Annotated in this window: 27 protein-coding genes and 4 tRNA genes; 20 read left to right on the top strand and 11 right to left on the bottom strand. The window is 42.1% G+C overall.

Annotated features, from left to right (window positions below):
* The 5 genes from K2W90_04415 to K2W90_04395 form a co-directional block, all read left to right on the top strand.
* A partial coding sequence (locus tag K2W90_04415; GenBank protein ID MBY0353579.1) for a KH domain-containing protein occupies window positions 1-138 on the top strand: 138 nt, incomplete at its 5' end.
* Window positions 139-150: 12 nt separating this feature from the next.
* Window positions 151-1,530 carry a hypothetical protein gene (locus K2W90_04410; protein MBY0353578.1) on the top strand — a complete coding sequence of 460 codons (1,380 nt, stop codon included), beginning with the start codon at window positions 151-153 and terminating at the stop codon, window positions 1,528-1,530.
* Window positions 1,531-1,634: 104 nt separating this feature from the next.
* Window positions 1,635-2,093, top strand: a complete 459-nt coding sequence (gene rplS, locus K2W90_04405; GenBank protein ID MBY0353577.1) for a 50S ribosomal protein L19 — start codon at window positions 1,635-1,637, stop codon at window positions 2,091-2,093.
* Window positions 2,094-2,101: 8 nt separating this feature from the next.
* Window positions 2,102-2,617: a hypothetical protein gene (locus K2W90_04400; protein ID MBY0353576.1), complete on the top strand. Its 516-nt coding sequence runs from the start codon at window positions 2,102-2,104 to the stop codon at window positions 2,615-2,617.
* Complete coding sequence (locus tag K2W90_04395) at window positions 2,601-2,750, top strand: hypothetical protein (GenBank protein ID MBY0353575.1); 150 nt, start codon at window positions 2,601-2,603, stop codon at window positions 2,748-2,750. The genes K2W90_04400 and K2W90_04395 overlap by 17 nt, the downstream gene beginning before the upstream one ends.
* Here the strand turns inward: K2W90_04395 and K2W90_04390 are convergent.
* Window positions 2,747-2,971 carry a hypothetical protein gene (locus K2W90_04390; protein MBY0353574.1) on the bottom strand — a complete coding sequence of 75 codons (225 nt, stop codon included), beginning with the start codon at window positions 2,969-2,971 and terminating at the stop codon, window positions 2,747-2,749. The two genes, K2W90_04395 and K2W90_04390, sit on opposite strands and share 4 nt — an antisense overlap.
* Window positions 2,972-3,047: 76 nt before the next feature.
* Complete coding sequence (gene arfB / locus K2W90_04385; GenBank protein MBY0353573.1) at window positions 3,048-3,479, bottom strand: aminoacyl-tRNA hydrolase; 432 nt, start codon at window positions 3,477-3,479, stop codon at window positions 3,048-3,050.
* Between the two features lie 107 nt (window positions 3,480-3,586).
* Here arfB and K2W90_04380 point away from each other — a divergent pair, with 107 nt between their 5' ends.
* The 3 genes from K2W90_04380 to bet all read left to right on the top strand — a co-directional run bounded on the left by K2W90_04380 (window position 3,587) and on the right by bet (window position 5,799).
* Window positions 3,587-4,273 carry a cyclase family protein gene (locus K2W90_04380; GenBank protein MBY0353572.1) on the top strand — a complete coding sequence of 229 codons (687 nt, stop codon included), beginning with the start codon at window positions 3,587-3,589 and terminating at the stop codon, window positions 4,271-4,273.
* Window positions 4,274-4,286: 13 nt separating this feature from the next.
* On the top strand, window positions 4,287-5,129 hold the full coding sequence (locus tag K2W90_04375) for a DUF2608 domain-containing protein (protein MBY0353571.1): 843 nt from the start codon (window positions 4,287-4,289) through the stop codon (window positions 5,127-5,129).
* Between the two features lie 82 nt (window positions 5,130-5,211).
* Window positions 5,212-5,799 carry a phage recombination protein Bet gene (gene bet / locus K2W90_04370; protein MBY0353570.1) on the top strand — a complete coding sequence of 196 codons (588 nt, stop codon included), beginning with the start codon at window positions 5,212-5,214 and terminating at the stop codon, window positions 5,797-5,799.
* A gap of 103 nt (window positions 5,800-5,902) precedes the next feature.
* On the opposite strand, the gene K2W90_04365 is transcribed toward bet, so the two are convergent.
* Window positions 5,903-6,085 (bottom strand): hypothetical protein, encoded by a 183-nt coding sequence (locus K2W90_04365; GenBank protein MBY0353569.1) that lies wholly within the window; start codon window positions 6,083-6,085, stop codon window positions 5,903-5,905.
* Between the two features lie 215 nt (window positions 6,086-6,300).
* Between K2W90_04365 and K2W90_04360 the strand changes: the two genes are divergently transcribed.
* From K2W90_04360 to K2W90_04350, 3 genes are all read left to right on the top strand, one after another.
* Entirely contained in the window at window positions 6,301-7,077 is a 777-nt protein-coding gene (locus K2W90_04360) for a class I SAM-dependent methyltransferase (GenBank protein ID MBY0353568.1), read from the top strand.
* Window positions 7,078-7,163: 86 nt separating this feature from the next.
* Window positions 7,164-7,850, top strand: coding sequence for a hypothetical protein (locus K2W90_04355; GenBank protein MBY0353567.1), 687 nt, complete (start codon window positions 7,164-7,166; stop codon window positions 7,848-7,850).
* Between the two features lie 23 nt (window positions 7,851-7,873).
* A complete protein-coding gene (locus K2W90_04350) occupies window positions 7,874-8,554 on the top strand; it encodes a hypothetical protein (protein ID MBY0353566.1) in 681 nt (226 codons plus the stop codon).
* A gap of 94 nt (window positions 8,555-8,648) precedes the next feature.
* Here K2W90_04350 and K2W90_04345 read toward each other — a convergent pair whose 3' ends face one another.
* Both K2W90_04345 and K2W90_04340 read right to left on the bottom strand, forming a co-directional pair.
* Window positions 8,649-9,407 carry a histidine phosphatase family protein gene (locus K2W90_04345; protein MBY0353565.1) on the bottom strand — a complete coding sequence of 253 codons (759 nt, stop codon included), beginning with the start codon at window positions 9,405-9,407 and terminating at the stop codon, window positions 8,649-8,651.
* Window positions 9,408-9,591: 184 nt separating this feature from the next.
* Window positions 9,592-10,206 carry a hypothetical protein gene (locus tag K2W90_04340; protein MBY0353564.1) on the bottom strand — a complete coding sequence of 205 codons (615 nt, stop codon included), beginning with the start codon at window positions 10,204-10,206 and terminating at the stop codon, window positions 9,592-9,594.
* A 234-nt stretch (window positions 10,207-10,440) separates the two neighbouring features.
* On the opposite strand from K2W90_04340, the gene K2W90_04335 reads away from it, so the two are divergent.
* Window positions 10,441-10,953 (top strand): hypothetical protein, encoded by a 513-nt coding sequence (locus K2W90_04335; GenBank protein MBY0353563.1) that lies wholly within the window; start codon window positions 10,441-10,443, stop codon window positions 10,951-10,953.
* Between the two features lie 19 nt (window positions 10,954-10,972).
* The gene (locus K2W90_04330) at window positions 10,973-11,311 is read left to right on the top strand and encodes a tRNA-binding protein (protein MBY0353562.1); all 339 of its coding nucleotides are present in this window, start codon (window positions 10,973-10,975) and stop codon (window positions 11,309-11,311) included.
* Here K2W90_04330 and K2W90_04325 read toward each other — a convergent pair whose 3' ends face one another.
* The 6 genes from K2W90_04325 to K2W90_04300 form a co-directional block, all read right to left on the bottom strand.
* The gene (locus tag K2W90_04325) at window positions 11,312-11,770 is read right to left on the bottom strand and encodes a MarR family winged helix-turn-helix transcriptional regulator (protein MBY0353561.1); all 459 of its coding nucleotides are present in this window, start codon (window positions 11,768-11,770) and stop codon (window positions 11,312-11,314) included.
* A complete protein-coding gene (locus tag K2W90_04320) occupies window positions 11,763-12,188 on the bottom strand; it encodes a hypothetical protein (GenBank protein ID MBY0353560.1) in 426 nt (141 codons plus the stop codon). The genes K2W90_04325 and K2W90_04320 overlap by 8 nt, the downstream gene beginning before the upstream one ends.
* Before the next feature lie 129 nt (window positions 12,189-12,317).
* Window positions 12,318-13,088: a class I SAM-dependent methyltransferase gene (locus K2W90_04315; protein MBY0353559.1), complete on the bottom strand. Its 771-nt coding sequence runs from the start codon at window positions 13,086-13,088 to the stop codon at window positions 12,318-12,320.
* A gap of 69 nt (window positions 13,089-13,157) precedes the next feature.
* A tRNA-Ser gene (locus tag K2W90_04310) sits at window positions 13,158-13,249 on the bottom strand.
* Window positions 13,250-13,432: 183 nt separating this feature from the next.
* Window positions 13,433-13,524 (bottom strand) — tRNA-Ser (locus K2W90_04305).
* Window positions 13,525-13,587: 63 nt separating this feature from the next.
* Window positions 13,588-13,664 (bottom strand) — tRNA-Arg (locus tag K2W90_04300).
* A gap of 142 nt (window positions 13,665-13,806) precedes the next feature.
* Here K2W90_04300 and K2W90_04295 point away from each other — a divergent pair.
* The 7 genes from K2W90_04295 to K2W90_04265 form a co-directional block, all read left to right on the top strand.
* Window positions 13,807-14,091, top strand: coding sequence for a DUF167 domain-containing protein (locus K2W90_04295; protein MBY0353558.1), 285 nt, complete (start codon window positions 13,807-13,809; stop codon window positions 14,089-14,091).
* Between the two features lie 10 nt (window positions 14,092-14,101).
* A complete protein-coding gene (locus K2W90_04290; GenBank protein MBY0353557.1) occupies window positions 14,102-15,310 on the top strand; it encodes a type II secretion system F family protein in 1,209 nt (402 codons plus the stop codon).
* Between the two features lie 76 nt (window positions 15,311-15,386).
* Window positions 15,387-15,473 (top strand) — tRNA-Leu (locus tag K2W90_04285).
* Between the two features lie 194 nt (window positions 15,474-15,667).
* The gene (locus K2W90_04280; protein ID MBY0353556.1) at window positions 15,668-16,027 is read left to right on the top strand and encodes an HIT domain-containing protein; all 360 of its coding nucleotides are present in this window, start codon (window positions 15,668-15,670) and stop codon (window positions 16,025-16,027) included.
* Window positions 16,027-16,959 (top strand): lysophospholipase, encoded by a 933-nt coding sequence (locus K2W90_04275; protein MBY0353555.1) that lies wholly within the window; start codon window positions 16,027-16,029, stop codon window positions 16,957-16,959. Before K2W90_04280 ends, K2W90_04275 begins: the two co-directional genes overlap by 1 nt.
* 175 nt (window positions 16,960-17,134) lie before the next feature.
* The gene (locus K2W90_04270; protein ID MBY0353554.1) at window positions 17,135-20,686 is read left to right on the top strand and encodes a hypothetical protein; all 3,552 of its coding nucleotides are present in this window, start codon (window positions 17,135-17,137) and stop codon (window positions 20,684-20,686) included.
* 40 nt (window positions 20,687-20,726) lie between these two features.
* The coding region (locus tag K2W90_04265) for a hypothetical protein (protein MBY0353553.1) at window positions 20,727-24,060 on the top strand (3,334 nt) is incomplete at its 3' end.

Raw genomic sequence — 24,060 nt, 5'->3', positions numbered from 1 at the left:
ATTGAACTTCGTGTTGCTCCGGAAGATCTTGGAAAAGTTATTGGTAAAGAAGGCAGAACTGCCCGTTCAATCCGCACGCTGGTACACGCAGCAGCTTCTAAAGAGCATAAACGCGCTGTGCTTGAAATCCTTGAGTAATTTTCATCACGCATGAACATATCCATTTTAACGGTATTTCCTGAACTTTACGAAGCCTTTATCTCCTCCAGCATTATTGCTCGGTCGGTAGAAAAAGGCCTCGTTTCATTTAACCTGGTTCGTTTTTCTGACTTAGTACCGCCCAAAGTTCGTATCGACTCACCAACGTGTGGGCACGGGGCAGGCATGCTGCTTAAGCCAGACGTTATCGAAAAGGCACTTGCTGTCTGCCAAGAAAAATGGGGCGTAGCTACTGTTATTTTTTTTTCGCCACAAGGCACCAAACTCAATCAACGTATTCTTGAGCAATTTGCTCAAAAGCATTGTTTTGATACGGTTACAAAACCTACACTCAAACAAGATCTTGATCACAATAGCCAGCTCCCAACAAAGCCACACATCATTTTAGTATGCGCGCGCTACGAAGGCATAGATGCTCGCGTAGAACGTGCTTATGCAGACTATATGATCTCAGTTGGTGATTATGTGTTGATGGGTGGCGATATCCCTGCTCAACTATTTTTGGAAGGCTTATTGCGCCTGATTCCCGGCGTGGTTGGCAAACAAGAATCGGTTGAAGATGATTCGTTTAGCGGCCCCCTACTCGACTATCCAGAATACACACATCCAATTGAGTGGCACGGAGAAAAAATACCGGACATAGTTACTTCTGGCAACCATGGAGCCATTAGCACCTGGCGCACCGAGCAAGCATGCAAAAAAACGGTTTTACAACGTTTTGACTGGTTTCGTCAGCAACAGCCTGAAAAAAAATATCTGACGTGCGCTAAAAAGTTTATTCCCAACCATTATGTTGCCATCATGCACACACAAATTATGCTCAAGGGGGGCATGGTAGGCCAGAGTTCTGTAGCATCGCTTGATATTCATGATGTTGCCCGCACTGCACGAACCTACGATGTCGAGAACTTCTTTATCGTATGCCCGCTGCGCGATCAACAACAAATCATTGGCACATTCTTAGAATTTTGGTATTCAGACAAGGGCCAAGAGTATAACAAAGGCCGTTCTGACGCTGTTCAAAGAATTAAACCAGTAAACGAATTAACCGAAGTTCTTGCTTTTATTGAAGAAAAAGAAGGCAAGAAGCCGTTGATTATTACCACATCAGCACGGCACTACGACCAAATACCAACCATCGATTATTACAGCCAGTCAGAAGTATGGCAACAAGAGCGCCCAGTTTTACTTATTTTTGGAACCGGCCAGGGCCTAGCACCAGAAGTTTTAGAACAAAGTGATTATTTATTGCTACCCGTTCAAGGCATGTGCGACTACAACCATTTGTCGGTTCGGTCGGCAGTTTCAATTATTCTTGACCGCTGGCTTGGCCTACAACCAAAGCTTAATAAGTTAAAACCAGCAAAATAGGTATTGCTAAGACTGGCAAATGTGTCTATAATGGTGGTTAGTCGCTATTTTAAAAAGATTTCAATTTTTTGATAAAAAACACCCTTATCGCTCTGAAGGAAATCATGAAAGCAAACCACTTAACTAAAGAAACTATTGTTGATTACGGCGTCAAAAACCGCAACTTTCCTGAATTTAACATTGGTGATACCATCGAAGTTGCTCAAAAGGTAACCGAAGGCGCCAAAACACGTATTCAAATGTTTCAAGGGATTGTTATAGTACAACATAGCAACGGTATTGCTTCAACCTTTACTGTGCGTAAAATTGCTTCTAACAACATTGGCGTTGAGCGTATTTTCCCGTACTATTCAGAAAACATTACTGAAATTACGGTAGTAAAACGTGGTAGAGTGCGTCGTGCTAAACTTACCTACTTGCGTGATCGTGTTGGTAGAGCAACAAACGTTCAAGAATTGATTCTTACCAAAGACGAAAAAGCAGTCATTTCTGCACGTGATGCTGCAGCTCGCACAGCAAAAGCAGAATCAGAAGCAACAGAAGACGCTAACGTAACCGAGTAAAACACTTCATGTTCGGCTCATCTCGTTTTATGCAAAGCCGTTCATTTCTTTTTACTTGCTTGGTTATAGTGCTCGCTTGCTCCAGTTGCAACAAACAACAAGATACGCATCTGGCAGGCCAGCAACATTTCTTAGATACATTAGATAAAGCCAAACGGATTGATACACCAATTCCGCTTGGCTTTTTTCTTATCAACAAACAATGCTCTGCCCAAGCCGAGACACTCACGTATCACGGCTCGTTAGCCGTTAATCAAGTTCAAGACTTTTATCGCAAAGAAATGGAACGTGAAGGCTGGGAGATTATTGATTTTTCTCAAGAGCAGGAAGGCATGCTTTTTTGCCAAAAAACCGGCCGTAGCTGTATTGTTACCGCACACAAACATCGCAAAAAAACAGTAGTGCGCTTGTTCATAAAAACAACGTCATTTACCGATCATGGCAAGCTGGCACATATTGTTCAAGATTGGCCGGCCCTCACCCTTTCAGACATTACCAAGGATATGTATGCTGCTCGTCATTAAAACAATCTTTTTAACGCTTGTCGTTTTGGTAATCACACCAATCGTTTATTTTTCGCTGGTAAAGTATGTTGGACGCTTCTTTGGCTTAACGGCACACCACGATTCTTTGTATAAACGCTTATTCAAAAGCTAACGTCTAAATTTTTTACGCAGATAGGCAAGCAAGCACTCTTTGTAAACAAACAGCTTATCGGCAAGCTTACTATTGCCCAATAAAACAAGGCCTGCCAAAATCATCAAAATACCCTGTAGAAATGGCAAAAAGATGCCTACAACCCCCATAACAATCAAAACAACACCTGCTACTTTTTTTCCATAACGCTTGAAAAAGCTTATGATCTCGTTTTTTTTCACCCTTCCCCCCTTGGATCCTTCGACAAGCTCAGGATAAACGGACTCAGATTAGTTAAGACGCTCGCCCTGATCGTAACTAATCTTCTGAAATTCTCTTGCTCCGCATTTTTTTAATCGTACTTTTGTGCGACTTTACTTTTAATCGTGCTTCTTTGGCCGACTTTGAAACTTTGGTTGCTATCCGCTTTTTGGGAACATGTAGCGCCTTGCGCACCAGTTGTGCCAACTGCAACAACGCCTCTTCTTTATTTTGTTGCTGGCTGCGCGATGCACTATTGTGCACAATCAAATCGCCATCAACAGTCAAACGCGATTGCAGATTTTGCATGACCCGTGCTTTTTGCGCATCGTCCAAAGCGGTGGTGCTGGGCACGTGCCAGCGCACGGTTATACGCGTGCTTGTTTTATTCACATGCTGCCCACCCGGCCCGCCAGCCCTGCTGCTGGTAATTTCTAACTCGTGCAAAGGAATAACGATGCCATTTTTTACCGATAATCCGTCACTCATGACGCTCCCAACTACAAATTTTTACTCAGAAAAAACATTGATTTCTCGCTTCCTGCAGCATACACTAATTTTGTCGTCCCATTCAATAAACAAGAAAGAATCAAACAATGTCGTTTCCCTTTAAAATAATCGACTTAACACACAGCCTTTCTGCAACAACCCCCTCGTGGGACGGTAGCTGCGGGTTTGAGCAAAGCGTTGCATTGGATTACGCCGACTGCACCACGGATACAAAATTTCGCGTTCAACTCATAACGATGCACGCAGGCATTGGCACGCATATTGACGCACCCGCTCATTGTTTTGAAGGCAGCACAACAATCGATATGTTGGCCCTTGAGCAGTTAATTGCGCCCTGCGTAGTCATAGATATTTCTGAGAAAGCCGATCAACTTTACCGTCTTTCAATTGATGACATTGAAACATTTGAAAAGCGGCACGGCACCATCAACCCTCAGAGTTTTGTTATTATTCGCACCGGCTGGGAGCAATTTTGGCATGAGCCTGAACGCTACCGCAACAACCATCAGTTTCCCAGCGTATCGCTTGCAGCTGCACAATTACTGCTCAAGCGAGATGTGGTAGGACTTGGCATCGATACGCTCGGTTTTGACAGGCCAAGTGATAACTATGTTGTGCACGCTACCGTGCTAGGTGCTGGAAAATATTTGGTAGAAAATGTGGCAAACACGCACCGCCTGCCGCCCGTTGGCAGCTACAGCATGGCGCTGCCAATAAAAACTGTTGGTGGCACTGAAGCGCCAATGCGTTTGATTGCATTAATAAAAAAATAAGAAAGTAACAATCATGAAAAAAATTATAGCCCTCGTACTTGGTATCACAGTCATCGCCATGGCCATACAGTTCGGCCCTGGCTACTATTCATCGCCCGAAGAGCCAGCCATATTTCCGCAAATTTATTCAATCAACCAAGTCCAAGACGAACTTGCACAAGCTAATAGCTCGACATTCGTCTTTTTTGATTGTGACGACACGCTTATTACGGCAGACGACTACCTGCCGCGTACTTTTTACTTGCCGCTTTCGTTAAGAGTGCTCACACTGCTCAAGCACCCAAGCTTGTTGTTTAAAAACGGCAAAGGTGAGCGCTTGTACAGCTTGATGCTCGAACAAGCACCACGCAAACTGGTTGAACCCGAAGTTACCAATGTTATCAAAAAGCTTCACACACAAGGGGCCCACGTTGTTGGCATCACCGGCATGGAAACGGGAACGTATGGCCTGATCAAAAGCACGCAAGCGTGGCGCGCAAACATGCTCAAAGATTTTGGTGTTGTGTTGTGCAACGAATTTGAAAATGTCACATTTGATACCTTACCAACGTACCGCAACAACCATCCGGTCTTGTACGACGGACTTATCTGCTGCAACCACATACCAAAAGGTACACTAATCGGCGCTTTCTTAGATCGCTTTAAACTCAAGCCAAGCACCATCATTTTGTTTGACGACACACACGATGAACTTGTTTCATTGCAGGAAGAGTGCGCTAAGCGCAATATTAGAGCCATATGCTACCATTACAAAGCAGTCTCTCGCCTGTACAACCAAAAATTTAATGTGTGGCACTCGCTCAAACAAATTGACCACTTGATTGAACACAGCGCCTGGCTACCGGACGCTGCTTAACTTGTAAAAAAGTTATTTTCTTGCTACAACTTACAAGCATTTTTACAAAAACAACTTATTCCCACCATTGACTGAGCAAACTATGACACAGACCATGACACAAAGATCCAAAACTTCGGCGCCCCTTGAAAATCTTGACCACATCAGAAAAATAGCAGCACCAACCGCCACCGACGATGAATTCAAAACGTTTATGTACTTGTGCAAGGCCTACAACCTTGACCCGCTCAAAAAAGAAATCTACTTTATAAAATATGGTGGCAAGTCGACCATTATCACCAGCAGAGACGGCTACTTAAAAATAGCCAACCTCAACGAAAACTTTGATGGCATTGAAAGTGATGTGGTGTACCAAGGCGACCAACTAGTCAAACGAGAAAACGGCAGCCTGCACATTACTTACGGCCAAGAACACCTGACGTTTGATAAATCAAAGCTAACCGGCGCTTTTTGTAGCGTCTTTCGCAAAGATCGTCAAAAGGCTACCACCGTTTTTGTTAGCATCAAAGAATATTACAAAAAAGAGGCACCAATCTGGCAACAATATACCAATGCCATGATCCTCAAAGTTGCCGAGGCCATGGCGCTTAAGCGTGCCTTTGCAATCAGCGGCTTGGTAACCAAAGAAGAAATTGACGACTACAAAGAAAACATTGATCACGAGCTATAATTTATAGTCCCTTCGACCCTTCGAGACAGAACTCTGCGAGTTCTTCCTCAGGGCAGGCGGGAAGAGCCTTTAGCTCTGAGCTTGCCGAAGAGTCAGGACAGGCTTATTTGCCAAACAATTTTCCAGGCAAATTCAAAGGGTTAATGGCATTACCAATGCCTTTGGCAACGCCCTTTTGAATTTTTCTTGTAGCATCTTCAATGACAAAATTATAAAGCTTTAAAGCACCATAACCAGCCCCAAGAAGTAATGCTAAAATCAAGATCGCTCTAAAAAGTTTATTCATAATAGCCTCTCTTTTTAATAATTTTTTAGTATCAAATACATGATCAGTGTGCCTAGAGAAAGCCTCAAAAATCAATATTTTAGCAAGACTGATGACAACAAGAGGCTGGATACGTATATTTATTACAAGCCTCTTTTTACATTCGCAGCAAAAAACTTTAGTATGGCTATTTGGTAAAAATCAAACCGCCTCTTTTTAAATAAAGGTTTTAATGCATGCCGCGCTCAGAGCTGACCACGTATAAAAAATTATGCACCGAATTTTACGATCTTGAGCTCAAACATCGCTCAGAAACGCCGGAAGCTTTAGCATTTTTTTTAGACTACGCACATCGCGCCAACGGGCCAATTTTAGAACCAATGTGCGGCACCGGTCGCTTTCTTATTCCCATGCTCCAAGCAGGTTTTGATGTTGAAGGCTTTGATGCCTCGAGCTACATGCTGGAGGCACTCAAACAAAACTATGCACAGGTCAGCAACCAACCAGCGCCGGTATGGCAAGAGTTTGTTCAAGATTTTGATAACAAAAAACAGTATAAACTTATCTTTGTTCCCTTCGGCTCGTGGGGCTTAATTTCAGATCTTGAAACGGCAAAAAAGGGGCTTGAGATTATGTACCGCCATTTAGCACCAGGCGGGAAATTTGTTTTGGAAATTGAAACGGTTGCATCACTACCACAGCCCAGCGGCGTATGGCGGCAGATTACCAACACGCGAGCCGACGGTTCGCAGATTGCGCTCAAAATACTGATATCGTACGAACCAGAAAAGCAACTGTTCAAATCACTCTGCCGGTATGAATCTATCGTTAACGATACGGTTCAGGCAACTGAAGAAGAAGATTTTTATATGTATCTTTACCGGTTTGACGAAATGGATACATTGCTTGCTCAAGCAGGCTTTTCTCATATCAAAAAATATCGCAATTATCAGAAAGAACCGGCAACCAACCCCAACACACCAATTATTTTTTATGAGTGCAGCAAAGAGTAATTTTTAAAAAATACCGTTGCTTGCAAAAAATATTTCAACGCTTTAAGTTTTATCAAAACACTCTAACCCTTTTTTAGGAGTCTGTTATGAAGAAACTTTTTATGATCTCACTGCTTTTTGCAACCAGCCAACTCAACGCCGCAGCAGAAGTAGCAGAAACGGTAAAAATTGACAACATCGCAAACACGCCGGATAGAGTCTTGCAAGTTGCAGGCAAAGAGATGATCGCTGAAACGCTGGCCTTTGTACGCGCTCAAGCAGCAGAAAAAGGCATAGAACTGGGCGGCTCGGTATATGAACTGTACTTAAAATTGGAAGCAATGGGCCTTAGACAATACATAACCGAAAACCCAAACATCGTAAACGAAGCAGATAGCATACTGCACGAGGTTATCGAAAAAACGGATGTTTGGTTCAATATGGCAAGCATACTGAATGAAGAAAATTCAACACAAGATACGCGACTAAAGGCATGGTCAAGAGAATTTTTTGAGTTCAGCAAAGAACTGATTGCTCAAGCAAAAGAACGAGGCAACTTCCCTGCAGATTTTGTTGTGAGCGCCTCACCAAAAGAACGCATCCTACTCAACAATGGCAAAAAACTCAACGAATCTCAAGAATTCATTTTAGCGGCATCTACGCTGGTAATTCTTGGCGGCTTTGCCTATCGTTATGATTTCATGCTTGAAGATGACTTTAACTATTTTGTCAGCGAAGAATTCAAGCCACAATTCCGAAAAATACTTGCCAACCTCATGGTACAACAATCGTAAGTTTAATTTTTAAGGAATTTTATATGAAAAAATTTTTTATTATCTCATTGCTTTTTGTAAATAGCCAGCTAGCGGGTGCTGCTGAAAAAGCATTGCTCGACAGCATCAACAACTTGCCCGAAAAAATCATTCAATTCGCAAGCAAAGAAATGATTCATGAGCCCCTTCTTTCTGTACGCAAGTATGCAGCAGAAAATAATATAGAACTGAGCGGCTCGGTGTATAACCTGTATCTCGAATTTGAACAAAAAGGCCTTAGACAATTTATCGCCGACCACCAAGACATCGTAGCAAAAGCAGATGAAATGTTGCACAAAGTTGTCAAAAAATCTGAGGTTTGGTTCGACTGCGCAGATGAGCTCAACGAAAAAAATTCAGTACAAGAAACACGTTTAAGCGCATGGTCAACAGAACGCCTCTACTTCGCCAAAGAACTTATTGATCTAGCAAGAGTCGAAGGAAATTTCCCCGCAGATTTCGTCATAAGCGCCTCACCAAAAGAACGCATTTTACTCAACAATGGCAAGTTCCTCAATGCTCACCAAACGTTCATTCTCACAGCTGCCACGTTGGCAATTCCTGGCGGCTTTGCCAACCGTTACACTTTTATGCTCGAAGATGACTTTAACTATTTTATAAGCGAAGAATTCCGCCCTCAGTTCCAAGAAACAATCAAAGAAATTACCGAAGCAGCACGCCCATAAAGAACCACACAACAATCGTAAGTTTAGTCTTTTCAAAAAGAGAAGGGGCTGCGAAAAACTATTCGCAGCCCCTTCTCTTTTATTATCTTAAAAACTACTCTGCCATTTCACGCTCAAGCTGCTGAACAACATCAGGCCTTGGCTCAAGCACTTTTAAATGCTCGTCGTTGGCCCACTCGTCAACCTTCCAAACATCATTAACAACTGAAATGATGCCAATGGCAGCATTTTTCATCTTTTTATACGGAAGCGTTCTATCGTTCTTTTCGCCCTTAATCCAGTGATACATTGCACGCAAAGGACCGCCATGCGACACAACAACCACGCGTTTACCATGGTGCTTTTCAGCAATTTCACGCAACGCATCACTCACTCTTTTTTCCATTTCAACCCTGCGCTCAGCACCAGGAATTTGGCCAGAATCGTCATACACCTTTTGATGCGCAATATCAGGAAACTGCTCTTTTATTTCAGCACGCGTTAAACCCTGAAAAATGCCTTTGCGGTAGCCACACAAACGCACATCTTGGTACACCGGCGCACCAATTTTTTCGGCAATAATGTGCGCAGTTGTATACGCACGCGAAAGCGTACTGCTGTAAATAGCAACAATGTTGGGCGCCATGTAATTGTTGGCCAAATAATCTGCCACCACTTCAGCCTGCTTAATGCCTACGGCATTGAGCGGAACGTTGGTATGCCCTTGCGTACGCTTGATCACGTTCCAGTCGGTCTGGCCGTGCCTAACAACAATAATCTCAGTACGGCTGTCATTATTCCCACAACCTACAAAAAACACCAGCAGCAAGACCCCCAAAGCACCTGTCGCTTGTTTTTTTAAATACTTGTTCATAAATCCCCCCGCCCCCCAAGGACAGTATGCTGCAACAACGTTTTAGATTACCATGGCAAAAAACTAATTAATGGCTTAAAAATCAATTTAATAATATCGATAATAGCATCAAGAACCATCATAAACGCTTGCCACAATGTTCGCTCTTTTTCCGGTTCGCCCAACGGGTTTTCATCGGCAACATTTACCGTTTTTTTTTTACTTGAGTTGATTCATTGTCCTTATCTCTTTCTGCACGCTTACGCCTGCCATATCGTTCCGGTGCTGCAGCACTAGCCGCTTGGTCAAGTCGTTGATGAACAACAATTTTATTAATTTTTTCTAAAAACCATGCTTTATGCATCCCTGTTTCATCTTCCACACCACACACGGTCACGCGATGAGGCACCAACACTTCAACTGTTTTTAACTTCTCTGGATTTTTTTTCGATCTCAACGTTACTTTTACCCGTACAAAAGTTTGATTAAAACGTTTGCTCTGAAAATTAGGTTCTACAACTTCTATGGTATGAATTCTGGCCATGTCAAAACTGCTTGTTGAATCGTTATCTTCTTGACGTAAGCCTCCAACATTGGTGCTCCCAAAAAATGACAACTCGCTTAATTTTGTTTCTGTTGTTTCATCAAAAATGCTGCCGGAATAATTTCCAGCACCCTCTTCAAGTGCTGCAAAAGCGGGATCTCCAGTACCTGAGCTATATTTTTTTTGCTGCCCACCCTCGCCCATATTCACACAAAAAAACGCTACAACCAAAAGACCTGGCACAAACACAACGTGCTTAAACATACGCATCTTCATCTTTTCCCCTTCACAAAAAACAAAAAACTTGTCATAAAACAATGGAGCGACTTATGATACGTAGCATACAAAAAATCACACTTAAGATGCATCACCATAGCAATCTTTTGCAAATTGAAAAAAAATAAAAAATTAGACCTTGCAAGAATACAAAATTATTGCAATAGTATTTCAGTTTTGATCTTATTTTGAACATGTTATTAAAGTAAAAAATTAACTCACAAGGAATTAGCTATGAAAAGATATTGTCTTGGACTGATGTTAAGCCTTACCTTCTTGCCAATTCCTAGCGCACTCACCAAAACATTAGAAAATAGCGGACTTGCTCCTTGCAAAAAAATGAATACACTCCTTGCCACGCGAACTTTTGAACAGAACTTAAACCAACAAATAACACTCGCCGAGCTTTTAGAACAACTGGAAAAAATCAACGATGATATTGAAAACATTCGCGATCTTGAACGCCCCGATGTCGACGAAATTTACAAAATATTGCTCAAGAAAAAAGAGCATATCGTTGCGCAATTACGCTCAATTGAATCAGTTACACGTACGCATTATTTTGAAGAAACATCTCTATGGAGCAACGCCCTTAAACTCCTCGGCGGCACAACAGTAATTATTGGCGTACCCGCTTTAATAGTACTTGCTTGCTATGACCCACAAAGCCGCAGCATGCAAAAGCCAACGCTTGAGCGCCTACAAGAAAATTTCGAAACGCTTAAGAACTTGGCAACTCGATCATAACACTAAAGTTGAGATCACCATGACAACAATAACGTATGACGATTTTGAACGCGTTGACCTACGCTCAGGAACTATTGTTAAAGCTGAGCTCTTTCCCAAAGCAAAAAAGCCGGCCTATAAACTATGGGCCGACTTTGGACCAGAAATTGGCGTACTACAAACATCGGCACAAGTAACCGTGCACTACACGCCAGAAACATTGGTTGGACGCAGCATTGTTGGCTGCGTAAATTTGGGTGAAAAAAATATTGCCGGCTTTGTATCGCAATTTTTATTGGTTGGCTTTTCGGATGAAAGCGGCGCTATTTGTTTAGCAACGACTGATCCAAAGGCGCCTAACGGTAAAAAGTTGCACTAACTAATCGCGTATTTTTTCAAGCAGCGCACCTAAAATTTTGATTAACTGCTGCTGATCAAAAACTGAAACATTGCCAAAGAACTTTTTGTCTATCCCTTCAACAATCGGCACGAGGACCTTAACCATCGTTTTGCCTTTTTCGGTCAGTTGAGCAACCTTAGCGCGCGTGTCACGCGTATCTTCAGTCCGCTGAACAAACCCAAGTTCCACCAATTTTTTAAGCGCTTTTGAAACGGTCATTTTATCAAGCTTAGATTTATCAGCAATCAAAGCTTGATTACTCTCATAATTGTTTTCTTGAAACCACAACAAAAGCGCCATGATCACAAACTGCGCATGCGAAACGCCATATTCATCAAGCGCTTTGTTTATCCGTCGCTGCCAGATTATAGTTGTCTGCCACAATAAAAAACCGGGACTGTCTTCTGGCTTTTTAAAACCGAATGGCGACTTAGTCATTGTTGGCCCTTGCAAGATGTGCCAACATGTCCATGTGCGCATCACTGGTGCTCGCAACTTTTTGTGCTACCAGTTTTACCCACAGCCAGTACAGAGGACCCGTAACAACAACAGTGTTGCTGAGTAGTAAACCATTCGGCGTTTCTTCAAGCGTGTGCGTGTCGTACATCTTTGCACCCAAAAACGTTGTACAATCGGTAAATGACGTCCCTTCGTTAACTTCAGTCAGTTCAATTTTTACTGCTGAAGCACCCTTTGGTTTCAACATAAAATAATTGCCCACCACAAACGGCCCGGTCATGGTGCAATAATCCAGATCATCATGCCATGATGCCCAGCTATTCACATCGGTCCACAAACGCCATATCTCTTCTTTTTTAAGATTCTGATACAGCTTGCTGTGCGATTGTTTCCACATTACTTGTCTCCTTTTTTAAATAATAATAATTTAGTAAGCATAGATATAGTATACAAGTTTACTAAATTGAGTCAAGCTGGCTTCATGGTGTTTTGTAACATTTAAAAAAACAAGCAGAATTGAGCTCCTTTAGAGCTTTTGTGCAATAGTCAAAATATTAGTAGTTTTTTGATCTGAAAATGTTGACCCATCAAGGCCACATTGCTCAAGAACTTTAAAGCCAGATCTTGCCAGCATTTCTGTAAGCTCTTGTGCGGTATAAATTTGCAGCGTAAATTCGCCCGTTAAAACTTGTGGTTTGCCAGAACGCTCTTGAAGCGTAAAAGAATCGTACGAAGTCAGACGACCAGTTTCTCTGTCAATTTTGGAATATTGAACATGATGAATCTTGATGCCGTTAATGGTTTTTTGTGCATCCATCGTCAAATCATCTACTACCTGATCGGTCATAGAAGCCAAGTTAAAGATATCAAAAACATACAGCCCGCCATCGTTTAAATTACTGTGTATGTTTTGCATAGCCTTTTCAAAGTCGGCCTTTGTCAGATGTCCCACAGCATTAAAGATGGTGATAACGGCATCAAAAGCGCCAACTTTTACCGTGCGCATATCGCCTTCAAGCAGGGTTACATCAAGTTTTTCTTGCTGCGCTTTTTCTCGAGCTTGAGCCAAAAGAGCTGGGCTGATATCAGATCCGGTAACTTTATAGCCACGCTTTGCAAGCCAAAAGACTTGAGAGCCGGTGCCACACGTAAGATCGAGCACCGTCTTAACACCGTGTTTTTTAAGTATGGTTTCTATGAGATTATTTTTTGAATCAGTGTCGCCTGAACAAAGCGCATCGTAGAATTTATGAAGTGTGCTGTATTCAAGTGGAAGGCCTAACGTGCTTTTGCTCATTACTTCACTTCCTTTAAAAAGATGGCCTGCCATCCGAAGCTACAAGTGCAAAGCACGCAGAGCGTAGGATGGTGGAGAGAGGGAGATTCGAACTCCCGATACCGGTTTCCCGGTATGACGGTTTTCAAGACCGTTGCTTTCAACCACTCAGCCATCTCTCCACGTTTAGAACGTGATTTATTAGAATTTGTTTTTCAAAGTGAATGGGCCTTGGTTGGCCTGCCAGCCCTACTTCGCTTTTCAAGCTTCGAAGGGCATACTTCGCTTTTTAATTAAAGCCAACTTTTCTATCAATATCAATCATTTAAGAAAATGGCCGTGCCATACGAAGCCTTGGCGAAGTATGGCGGAGAGAGAGGGATTCGAACCCTCGATCCCGGTTTCCCGAGATACTTGCTTAGCAGGCAAGCGCTTTCGACCACTCAGCCATCTCTCCTCCTCAAAAAACAAAAAGCCTGCCGTCCAAAGCTACAAGTGCCTAAGCACGCCGAGCGTAGGATGGTGCGCCCAAGAGGACTCGAACCTCTAACCGTCAGATTCGTAGTCTGATACTCTATCCAATTGAGCTATGGGCGCATATTATTTTATAATCTTGGGTATTTCAATCTATTTCTGTATCTTCTTACCTTGAGTTAGTATATGAAATAATAATAAAAATGTCGCAATTGTCTATCATTTTTTTTGTTTTTTTACGAAAAACGCTAGTGAGAGGGACGTTATGAGCATTCTCCTTGAAATAAAAGTAACCCCAAATGCGGGCAAACAAGCATTAAACTATGACAAAAACAACACAATCAAATGCTACTTAAAAAGCGCGCCCGAGAGCGGAAAGGCCAATGCTGAGTTGATAAAATTTTTGAGCAAAAAACTCAACGTAGCACAAAACAACGTAGAAATTGTGCGCGGCGCAACTTCTCGGTCAAAATTAATAAAAATTGATACCAAACGTTCAAAAGAAGAGATCTTGCTCGAACTGGGGCTTGAAGTGCAAATGACTATTTAGCGAGGGTGCTATGCCAACGTTTTTTTGGAAAGGCATTGACGCACACGGCAACAACCAACACGGCTACCACGAGGCGGTTACACCCGAAGCGCTCAAAAAAGAACTACTCGACCGACAGATAGCCCTTTTGTCGTATGCCAAAAAGAAACCACTCTTCTCGTTTTTGCATTTGAGCCGCACAAAACTCGCCCCACAAGAACTAGAACGCTTTTTTGCAACATTGGCACTCCTGCTTGAAAGCGGCATAGATCTTGCACACGCGCTTGAACTGGTCGCCAAACAAACCAGCAACCAAACGCTCAAGGGTCACGCCCAGCACCTGATAAAAGAAATAACCTGCGGCAATAGCTTCTCGCACGCTCTCGAGCAAACAGGGGCATTTTCGCCGTTTATTATCAACGCCGTCAAGGCAGGCCAAGCCGCGGGTAAACTTTCCGACTCGTTTTATACCATTGTTGCCTACCTGCAGCAGCGCATCCAGCTAACCAAAAAGCTCAAGCAAGCAGCCCTGCTGCCCGGCATCACGCTCACGTTTGCCCTGCTCATTGTTGGCTGTATCATGATTTTTATTATCCCGCAGTTTCAAGAACTGTTTACGTCCACCGGCAAAGAGCTGCCACCACTCACACGGCACATTATTGCGCTGAGCTCGTTTTTGCGCGCACCGGCAGGCTTGCTGGTGTGGCTAAGCATTCCCGGCTTTATAGCGCTCACGCGCCTACTGCTCAAACTTGAACGCGTTAAAACAGCAACCGACTGGTTGGTAGCACGCACACCGTTTGTGCGTAAAATATGGCTCTACTCAAACTTGATCTACTCGTTTCAAATGATTTCTATGCTGCTCAAAAGCGGCACCACACTCAGCCAGGCACTAACCGTTGCTCAACAAGCCGCACAGCACGGAGAATTTAAGCATCAGCTGGAGTTGATAAGCACCGCTATCACGCAAGGCAAATCGTTTGAAAAAGCGCTTAAACAAAGTGGCACGCGCTACTTTCCTGATGATGTTATTGCGTTTGTTTCAACCGGCGAACAAACAGGCAAGCTGGCACTCATGCTCGACAAAATGCTGATTGCCTTGCAAACACAACTAGCACGCTCGCTGCATATTTTAACAGTCGTTGCAAACCCACTTTTGCTTATCCTGGTAGGCATAATCATTACTATTTTGATGCTAAGCATTTATTTACCAATCTTCAATTTGGCCAGCACACTTTAAAAAACCTTAAAAAAGCATGCAAAACTCTTGACGTTATGCAGCATTCTGGTAGCATAGTGCGTAATTACATGGGCATGCCGAAGTGGCGAAATTGGTAGACGCACGGGACTCAAAATCCCGCGGTGGCGACACCGTGTCGGTTCGAGTCCGACCTTCGGCACCAACCTACGCCCTACGTGGCTTCGGTTGGCAGGCCAGCCTTTTTTAATGAAATACAAATAAGTTTCAGGTTGCTTTGCAAAGTAGCTTTGTTACATTTCTCCCGTTCTCCCTGAGGAGCGCGTCGTAGCTTGAAAAGCGAAGACGGGCGTCTCGAAGGGCTAAGTCCCGTGAAATTTCCTAGAGAAAGAGAAGAGTATGGAAATGTTCAGTCCCTCATGTATTTTCTGTAAAATCATTCAGGGAACTCTTCCCGCAAAAAAAATCACCGAAAATGAATATGTCATTGTCGTTCAAGATATCACACCAAAAGCACCAGTTCATTATTTAATTATTCCTAAAAAACATATTGTTGATATGAGTGCGTTAACGCCCGCAGACAAAGACTTTTCTCTTGCTATGGTAAACATGGTCACAGAATTAAGCACAACACTTACTACCCCTCCATCGTTTAATATTGTCAGCAACAACGGGCGCGCATCTGGACAAAGTGTTTTCCATCTTCACTGGCATTTTTTGGCAGGAAGAAACGTTTATGAACAGGGATTGAAGCTGTAATGATACACCTTTCGCGCAGCTCTTTTTTTATTGCGCTGGGCTGCTTTTTTATCACACTCATGACCGTGCTGGGCATTTCGTACTACACCGTTTACCGCTTTGTCAGCGCCGGTGATCGCATTGTTTACGGCACCAAACTTTCTACACTCACTGTTGATATTCGCAGCGAGTTACTCAAGCGTAGCGACGTACAACACGTCGCGTTTACCACAAGCGATAATTTTGAGTTGCAGGGCCTGCTTTTTGCACGACCACATGCACAAGCAAATTTGGTGTTGTGTCATGGCTACCAAGGCTGCAAAGAGTTTATGTACGGCCTGATAGATATGTTTCCAACGTACAACATTTTAATCTTCGACTTTCGTGCTCATGGCCAAAGCCCTGGTAGCACTACGTCAATTGGTTGTCATGAGTACAAAGACGTTATTGCGGCGGCAGACTTTATGAAACAGTATGACAATACATTGCCACTGATTGTGTTGGGAATTTCAATGGGCGGCGCTTCCGCACTCAAAGCAGCAGAAGTTAAACAAGATTTGTGTGATGCGTTAATTATCGACTCAACGTTTTCAGAACTTAAAACCATGTTTTTGCGCGGCTTCACGCTCAAGGTCGGCCTGCCCTACTACCCATTTTTCCCCATCGCCCGCGCCATGTTTCATTATGTTAACAATTGCGATATCCACAACATGTCGCCCGTCGAAAGTGTAAAAAAGATTAAACAGCCCATTTTGTTCATTCACTCCTGCAACGACAAGTTTATTAATCCAGAAAATAGCCTGCAACTGTATGCCGTTGCCCAAAACAAAGATACTCGGTTGTGGATAGGCCCCCGCTGCCGCCACGGCTGGCTGCATACGTATCATACGCCAATGTACCAAAAGAAGGTGCTGCGCTTCCTGGATCAGACCATTTTTTCTTCACAGAAATAGTGTTTCTAAGGTCAGGTCTTTACAAAGCCGCCCAGCTACCCTCAGGCCACCCGCCCCAGCCCTAAAAACATCAAAAATCGCTTCTTTTTGCCACTATTTAGCTCCATTTTACAGAAATTTAAATTTCTGTTAGAATATATTAAACTATCAATGGATAGAAAAAATGGAGGTTATCATGAAGTTTTTACGTTTATTATCAAAAGTTCTTATTTTTGCCCTGGGCTTGGCAACAACCGCGCAGCCAAACGATGTTAAGTACCTCAAAGGTACCGATACCGTTTTAAAACCCGAACACCGCCTCACACTCTCACTAGCGTGTGGTGCTCTTGGTATAGAAATGAAGTACCTGCAAAAACTTTATCACTTTGGTAACCCAGAGCATGCAACCATAAAGTTAATCCGGCAGCTGTTTCATGTAGTTCCTGGCAGCTTTGCACCAACGCAAGTAAGCGTTCCTGCTCGATATTTTTCTCGGACAACGGTTGGCAAGCTTTTGAATATCCTGGAAACATATAAAAATTCACCCACTTTTGCTTTCTATCCTCTTGTAGAAACACTCGTAAATGACCAAGACTTTCAAATTAATTTGAACAATCAAACGTTTACTCAAGACGCTAAAGATTTTGTTAAATACCTCAGACTCAAAAAAGAGCTCGATCGATCGAACGATAAGTTTAGTCTCTTCAAACAAAAAGCCCTTCAATTGTTGAATAAACCAATCTTGAGAAAAGCTCCGTTGGCAACAATTATAGAAACTCTTGAAAAAGAAAATATTCAAATGAGCAAGCAAAAAAGAATCTCTTCAAGCACTTCTTCAAGCGGGGCTGCCTCATCGTCGTCTTCTCAAAGCACCTTCTCTGATGCTGAAGATGATAATCAAAATGATTACTCAAGAAAAAGACAACGATCAAGAAGTTCTCACAAAGAAAAAACACTAAAAAGACAGCGCCAAAAAGAAATGTACTCTGTCGCTCAAATTATTGAAGGGTTAAAGCCTCACGCAGAGCACGAACAATTGGCAAAAAAATTTAACACCAAACAAATGCCTATCTATAAGCATATTGTAGACTTTGCACAATTACTGGTGGACGCTTGCGCTGAATGCCAATATTTCTATACTGCCAATACAATTACGCTTTCATCTTCGGCATCACAACCCGGGCCAAGTTACAAATTGCTCGATAGATTATTGTACAGACCTTACACGGCCCAGCACACCCTTCTTGCCTGGATTTATCAAAAGACAAATTCTAAAGAAGATTTTAAAGATTATTTTAATCAACTGAATGAACGTTTCTTTGAATCAGAAACAAGACCTGAACAAGCTTGGTACAGCGATTCTTACGCTGACGATGAGCACACCGACATTCATGCAGGCCTTGAGCTTGGCCTAGCCGGAAAATCAGAAGAAGAAACCGTTGAAAGTCTTACCAATGCAGACTTTGCTGATATTGTTTTTACTGAAACAAGACGCCAGTTGTACGGCAAAACTATTCCATGCCTATCGCAACACCAAAAAGTTTCTTTCAAGGGAATCAAGTTTAGCAACTGCGTAGAAAATACCATAAACAACCTGTGCAGAATTGCCACCAACAACAAAACTACCCGAACCGCAGGCAATGCCAACGGCCTCACTCTTGCACCAGAACTGAACACATTTTTTCAAAACAATCTACTCAACAAAAAAGAAGACACATCAGGCATGCAACAAGTGCATCAAGAATGGAGCAACCTCATTCAAAACTTGCCTAATATAACCTATCAATTGGCAACACCTGCCAACAACACAACAATTTATTTTGAATGCCCAGGTAATTTGAATGGCTTTATTAGGCTTAACAATATCCCAGTCCCTAGTGATGCCCAACACAGTACTGTTGCCATTATTCCGCGCGATTCGGCAACGCAAAGAGTTACAACACAGCCTGCACACACGTTTAACACCATCACAGTCAATAACAAATCATATATTCTTATCCAAGACGACCAATATGAACTTTTTGAAATTAAAGCATTGCTCAAGAATATTACCATTATTACTAACCACCTTCTTGGCATCCCTTCGCCAAGCACCATGACGGGTGATTTTTTCAGCCCAACGTTTACCTCACCACGCTTTAAAGACTTATGCTTGGCATGCCAATGGACACTAAGTAATGATCACGAATTAGATGAAGAACATAACGAACAAACGCTAGAACTAGAAAAAACTCTCAGCCAAGAAGTTGAAAAAAAAGAAGGCAAAGCATTCTTTGAAATTTATATCAAACCAGGAATACACGCATGTGCCGAACGCTTAAACACTGAATACAAACCAAGTCCTTACCAACAAAAACTCTGTTCAAACCTAACATTGCGTGAAGATGCGCTAACCCCACACTTACTGCTTCTTTTGGATTTATATAAAAATTACGACATTAAGTTTGGCATTTATCACAAAGAACAAAGTTTTTATGCACACAACAACTTTTTTATGCGCAATCTTTTGGATGATGAAGAAAAATTCGCAATTTTGCACCGCATCATTAAAACAAGAAACCCCCATGAAATAAATCCGAATTTTATTTGGTTTGCCAGCCAATTAATAATATCATTGCATGCTACCCAAACTGATGAAAACGACTACAGCATTGCTGACTACCTCGCCAAAAGCAGCAAGTTTGTAATCAGTCATAAAGATAATAACTTGCTCAAAAAAGCACTCAAAAAATTAACAAGTGAGATTTTAGACGAAATAGATGACCCTGAAGATCAACTAATCAACCTTCAAAGCTTCTCAAAAATACTAGTCATCCTCAATTTGCAAGCAGAACTACAAAGAGTTGTTGATCTTGCTTCACATTATAGCAACAGCAATGACGAAGACCTCAGATTAGAAGCGCTCAATCTATTTAAAAACCTTGTTAAACAGGACAAAGCACTTGATACTGCCATGCAAGCAGCTCTAGAAAATCTAACTCATAGCGACTGTCAAATTCGAACACAAGCTATCATTCTTTTAGAATGTCTCTGCAAAAAAGAAGCAGGCCTTAATTTAGCCTACAAATTTGTACGGGAAGCCAGTCTTGAAAAAATAGAAAGCACACTCTTAGTGGCATTAGTGCTCGTACAACAACACGGCAACAAAGCAATATATGACCTAGCAAATGAATTGGTACAAAGCACTATAAGTCAATCAAACAGAGCTACTATAAGAAAAGCTTTCAACGTAATTTCTAAGCTTATTAAAAAAGATTATGAACAAGCATGCGAACTAGCAGATCAGTTTGTGATAAGAAACATGAGCTATGAACACTCAGAAATTAGATCGCTCGTTTACCAACTGCTAGAAGAACGATTCACTAAGAAACAATCAAACATTAACGAAATACTTATTACCGTCAACCAAAACTTGCACCATACCAACCCAGAAGTTCAACAACTGGCTTATGATATTTGTGAATTATTTATTCTAAAAGATCTTGGTTTTAAAGAAATAAAAAATACAGCACAAGGCGCCATTCAAAGTTCTGACTTAACTATTATTCGTCACGGATTAGCCCTTTTCAACCTACTGGTTGAACAAGGAAAAGCATTTCATGCAGCACACAATGCCGCTACCCGTTTTAAAAATGATACAGACGAAAAGATAAAAACACTTGCTCGAGAAATTATTGAAAAAACAGAAATGACAGGACAATCAGGCATCCAGCCTGTAGAAGTTGAAATATTGCACGATGATGAGTAAAAAATAGAGGTTATAAAGTTATAAAAAAAATGAGGTTATCATGAAGTTTTTACGTTTACTTTCAAAAGTTCTTATGTTCACACTGGCTTTGGCAACAACTGCTCAGCCAGGCAATATTAAAGATATTAAAGGCACGTGGCACATTTTTAAGCCGGAGCATCGAGCAACCTTGTCGCCGGTACCTGGTGCGCTAGGCATTGAAATGCGCTACATTGAAAAATTGTACCATTTTGGTAACCCAGACGATGCAACGGTTCAGTTGATTAGAAAACTTTTTAATGCACCGCCGGGTGGTTTTGCGCCAGCGCAAAAAGATATTCCCGCTCGGTTCTTTTCAATTGGAACGGTGGGTAGTTTGCTCAATACGCTTGAATTGCATAACCATGCTGATGACCAAACGCGCGTTGATGCGTTGGTACAAGCGCTGGTTAATGACATCGATTTTCAAAATGCATCGCCACGATTCAGTAATTTAGCAACTGATTATCCAGAATATTTGGAATTAAAACGATTAACTACCGAATGTACGCAAGCAAAACTTGGTACACTCAAAGCACAGGCACAAAATATTTCCAAGCAAAATTTTAAAAAGCAGGCAAAAATTACTGACATTATCAGCACCTTAGCAACATACAAAACCCAACAAGCGGCACCTTCTTTGGCTGCAAGCGCAAGCGTAGGCGCAAGCTCAAGTGGACATTCATTGGTACCTGCCATCGCATCATCGTTATCAGAAGAGTACCCAGAGGCGGCTTCTTCATCAACACCAATTTCACGGGGCACCAAGCGAGGTCGCAACAATATGGACCAAGAAAGAGTACCAGCACCATCTTCACGCAGTGAAAAACGCCAACGTACAACTAATCAGCCAGACGTTGCACAGGTTATTGCGGGGTTGCAACCATACGCTCGTCGTGATGCGTTACTCAAAAAATTTAACGGTAGCGTATACAAAAAACTTGAAGAATTTGCCCAATTGCTGGTAAAAGCCTGTAACGAATGTTTGCCGGTAACTGCTGCAACAAACAGCCCTGTGCCACCACCAAGCTCAAGTTCATCGAGTTCGTCATTAAGCTCTAGCTCTAGCTCAAGTTCATCTTCGAGCTCTAGCTCATTAGTACACGTTGATGACTTTGTTTACCGACCGTACACCGCCCAACACACGCTGCTTGCCTTTGCCTACAAAAAAGCAAATTCCAAAAGCGACTTTGTACCATTTTTTGAAAAGATCGATAAACAATTTTTTCTTGACGACGTTAGTTTCGACCAAGCATGGCAAGACGACGTTTACCAAGAAGATGCGCACGTAAAACTGCATGAAGATTTTATAAAAAACTTTGCAGGAAAATCTAAAAAAGAAATTTTTGAAACCTGCGCTGGCGATGCCTTTGCCGACGTTGTGGTAACTGAAGTAAGGCGCCAACTTTATGGTCAAAGTATTCCCTTTTTGCCTGAAAACTGCGGGGCGTTTTTTGAGACTTTTTGGGTTGCCGACTGCGTAGAAACAACCATTCGCAATTTGTGCAATGTGGTTACGTACAAAAAAGAAACGGCCGCTTTTGGCAACAGCGTTACTGGCCTTACCTTTTCTGCAGCACTAGCCAACTTTTATAGCACCGAACGGAATCGTTTAGAAAGTGCAACTAATACCTTGGAAGTACGCCAAGACTGGGGCAACATCGTCCAAAACTTGCCACACATTACCTACGGCCGCGCCAAGCTACCAACTGACAATGGTTTTTATTTTGCAGCACCAAACAATACCTGCGGCTTTATCAAATTGAATGGCATAAAAATTCCTAAAGCACAAAAACAAACCATTGAGATCATGCTGGTACCACTTGACCGCCAAGGCAACTCAATTCCTGGCGGTACGCCGCACACATTTGAAAAAATTACTATTAACGGGTCTTCTTATCTGCTTGTTGATGGCAATGATTACCACGTGTTTGAAGTTATGCCTTCGATAAAAAATATTGTCATTATGATGAATCAGTTTTTTAATTTAAATCTGTTTGAAGCAGCGCCTGGCCAAGCATCAAGCTCATCTGCGCCGGCTGCAAGCTTGGAAAACGATTTCTTTAAGCCAAACTTTAACTCAACATCATTTGGTAAACTGTGTCAAAAGTTGAACTGGGGCATTGAGAGCGATGTGCTTACTCAACTTGATAATGAGCAGATACCAGAACTACAGTTTACTCTTAAAAAAGACCGTATAGCTAATTTTACGCTCTGCATAAGGCCTGGTCGACATGCATATGCCCAGCGACCGCTTAACAGCATGCCGTTGGTTGAGTATCAACAAAACCTTCGTGATTTTTCCTCTATGCAGCTTTACAATCAGGCAGAATCTATGGAAACATTACTCTTCGATCTTTACAAATCAAATAAGATTTTTCCGCTATTCAATAGATTATACTCTTATTTTACCGAAGATCTTTTCAATGGAAATATGAAATTGGATATTGCTCGAAAGATTATTGAAAAAACTGAAGATTTGAGAAGTGTAATTATAATGGCAAGAGCTACTAATCTTTCCCGAGTTTCATTGGCTAGCCAATTGATTAAGACATTACCGGTTGCTGCAGATTTTCAGGCACAACGAGCCATTGCCACAGCCTTGAATGTCAATCCAGACTTTGCAACAAAAAATAAAGACAGTAAACAGCTCAAAGAAGCGGTTGCGCATTTGGTAAAGCAAACGAATGAACAAAACAATTGTTTATTACAGATTGAAGTATTCCAAAAACTAGTCACAACCTTGATTGAACTCAATTTAACGGAAGGACTTAACCGGTGCATTCAATGTGCAACAGACAACTATAGTAATAGTGATCGACGGCTCAGAGAGCCTGCTTGTAAGATCTTGAATGAACTTATCACCAAAGGTTATGAACCGGCATTGGAGGCAGCTACTCAAGTTGCAGCTGACAATATATCGCATGCTGATCTATATGTTAGATCTGATGCATGGAATCTGTTCAAAGCACTTGTTGAAAAAGACCATAAGCCGGCATTGGAGGCAGCTACTCAAGCAGCAACTGACAACATATCGCATGCTGATAAATATGTTAGATCTTATGCATGGAATCTGTTCAAAGCACTTGTTGAAAAAGACCATAAGCCGGCATTTGAGGCAGCTACTCAAGTTGCAGCTACCAATATATTGCATGATGATTATGGCGTTAGACAGTCTGCATGGAATCTGTTCACAGCACTTTTTAAAAAAGGCTATGAACTGGCATTTGAGGCAGCTATTCAAGTTGCAGCTACCAATATATCGCATGCTGATTATGGCGTTAGACAGTCTGCATTGAATCTGTTCACAGCACTTTTTAAAAAAGGCTATGAACCGGCATTTGAGGCAGCTATTC

This window comes from Candidatus Babeliales bacterium (assembly GCA_019749895.1).
Classification (GTDB): Bacteria; Babelota; Babeliae; order Babelales; family RVW-14; genus AaIE-18.
Note: the sequence above shows the minus strand (reverse complement) of the source record. Positions and strands in the feature narration are given on the sequence as shown.

Bases quoted from the DNA above. Each gene is read 5' to 3' on its own strand.
- K2W90_04410 (MBY0353578.1), top strand. From the start codon at position 151: ATGAACATATCCATTTTAACGGTATTTCCTGAACTTTACGAAGCCTTT.
- rplS (MBY0353577.1), top strand. From the start codon at position 1,635: ATGAAAGCAAACCACTTAACTAAAGAAACTATTGTTGATTACGGCGTC.
- K2W90_04400 (MBY0353576.1), top strand. From the start codon at position 2,102: ATGTTCGGCTCATCTCGTTTTATGCAAAGCCGTTCATTTCTTTTTACT.
- K2W90_04395 (MBY0353575.1), top strand. From the start codon at position 2,601: ATGCTGCTCGTCATTAAAACAATCTTTTTAACGCTTGTCGTTTTGGTA.
- arfB (MBY0353573.1), bottom strand. From the start codon at position 3,479: ATGAGTGACGGATTATCGGTAAAAAATGGCATCGTTATTCCTTTGCAC.
- K2W90_04380 (MBY0353572.1), top strand. From the start codon at position 3,587: ATGTCGTTTCCCTTTAAAATAATCGACTTAACACACAGCCTTTCTGCA.
- K2W90_04375 (MBY0353571.1), top strand. From the start codon at position 4,287: ATGAAAAAAATTATAGCCCTCGTACTTGGTATCACAGTCATCGCCATG.
- bet (MBY0353570.1), top strand. From the start codon at position 5,212: ATGACACAGACCATGACACAAAGATCCAAAACTTCGGCGCCCCTTGAA.
- K2W90_04365 (MBY0353569.1), bottom strand. From the start codon at position 6,085: ATGAATAAACTTTTTAGAGCGATCTTGATTTTAGCATTACTTCTTGGG.
- K2W90_04360 (MBY0353568.1), top strand. From the start codon at position 6,301: ATGCCGCGCTCAGAGCTGACCACGTATAAAAAATTATGCACCGAATTT.
- K2W90_04355 (MBY0353567.1), top strand. From the start codon at position 7,164: ATGAAGAAACTTTTTATGATCTCACTGCTTTTTGCAACCAGCCAACTC.
- K2W90_04350 (MBY0353566.1), top strand. From the start codon at position 7,874: ATGAAAAAATTTTTTATTATCTCATTGCTTTTTGTAAATAGCCAGCTA.
- K2W90_04345 (MBY0353565.1), bottom strand. From the start codon at position 9,407: ATGAACAAGTATTTAAAAAAACAAGCGACAGGTGCTTTGGGGGTCTTG.
- K2W90_04340 (MBY0353564.1), bottom strand. From the start codon at position 10,206: ATGAAGATGCGTATGTTTAAGCACGTTGTGTTTGTGCCAGGTCTTTTG.
- K2W90_04335 (MBY0353563.1), top strand. From the start codon at position 10,441: ATGAAAAGATATTGTCTTGGACTGATGTTAAGCCTTACCTTCTTGCCA.
- K2W90_04330 (MBY0353562.1), top strand. From the start codon at position 10,973: ATGACAACAATAACGTATGACGATTTTGAACGCGTTGACCTACGCTCA.
- K2W90_04325 (MBY0353561.1), bottom strand. From the start codon at position 11,770: ATGACTAAGTCGCCATTCGGTTTTAAAAAGCCAGAAGACAGTCCCGGT.
- K2W90_04320 (MBY0353560.1), bottom strand. From the start codon at position 12,188: ATGTGGAAACAATCGCACAGCAAGCTGTATCAGAATCTTAAAAAAGAA.
- K2W90_04315 (MBY0353559.1), bottom strand. From the start codon at position 13,088: ATGAGCAAAAGCACGTTAGGCCTTCCACTTGAATACAGCACACTTCAT.
- K2W90_04295 (MBY0353558.1), top strand. From the start codon at position 13,807: ATGAGCATTCTCCTTGAAATAAAAGTAACCCCAAATGCGGGCAAACAA.
- K2W90_04290 (MBY0353557.1), top strand. From the start codon at position 14,102: ATGCCAACGTTTTTTTGGAAAGGCATTGACGCACACGGCAACAACCAA.
- K2W90_04280 (MBY0353556.1), top strand. From the start codon at position 15,668: ATGGAAATGTTCAGTCCCTCATGTATTTTCTGTAAAATCATTCAGGGA.
- K2W90_04275 (MBY0353555.1), top strand. From the start codon at position 16,027: ATGATACACCTTTCGCGCAGCTCTTTTTTTATTGCGCTGGGCTGCTTT.
- K2W90_04270 (MBY0353554.1), top strand. From the start codon at position 17,135: ATGAAGTTTTTACGTTTATTATCAAAAGTTCTTATTTTTGCCCTGGGC.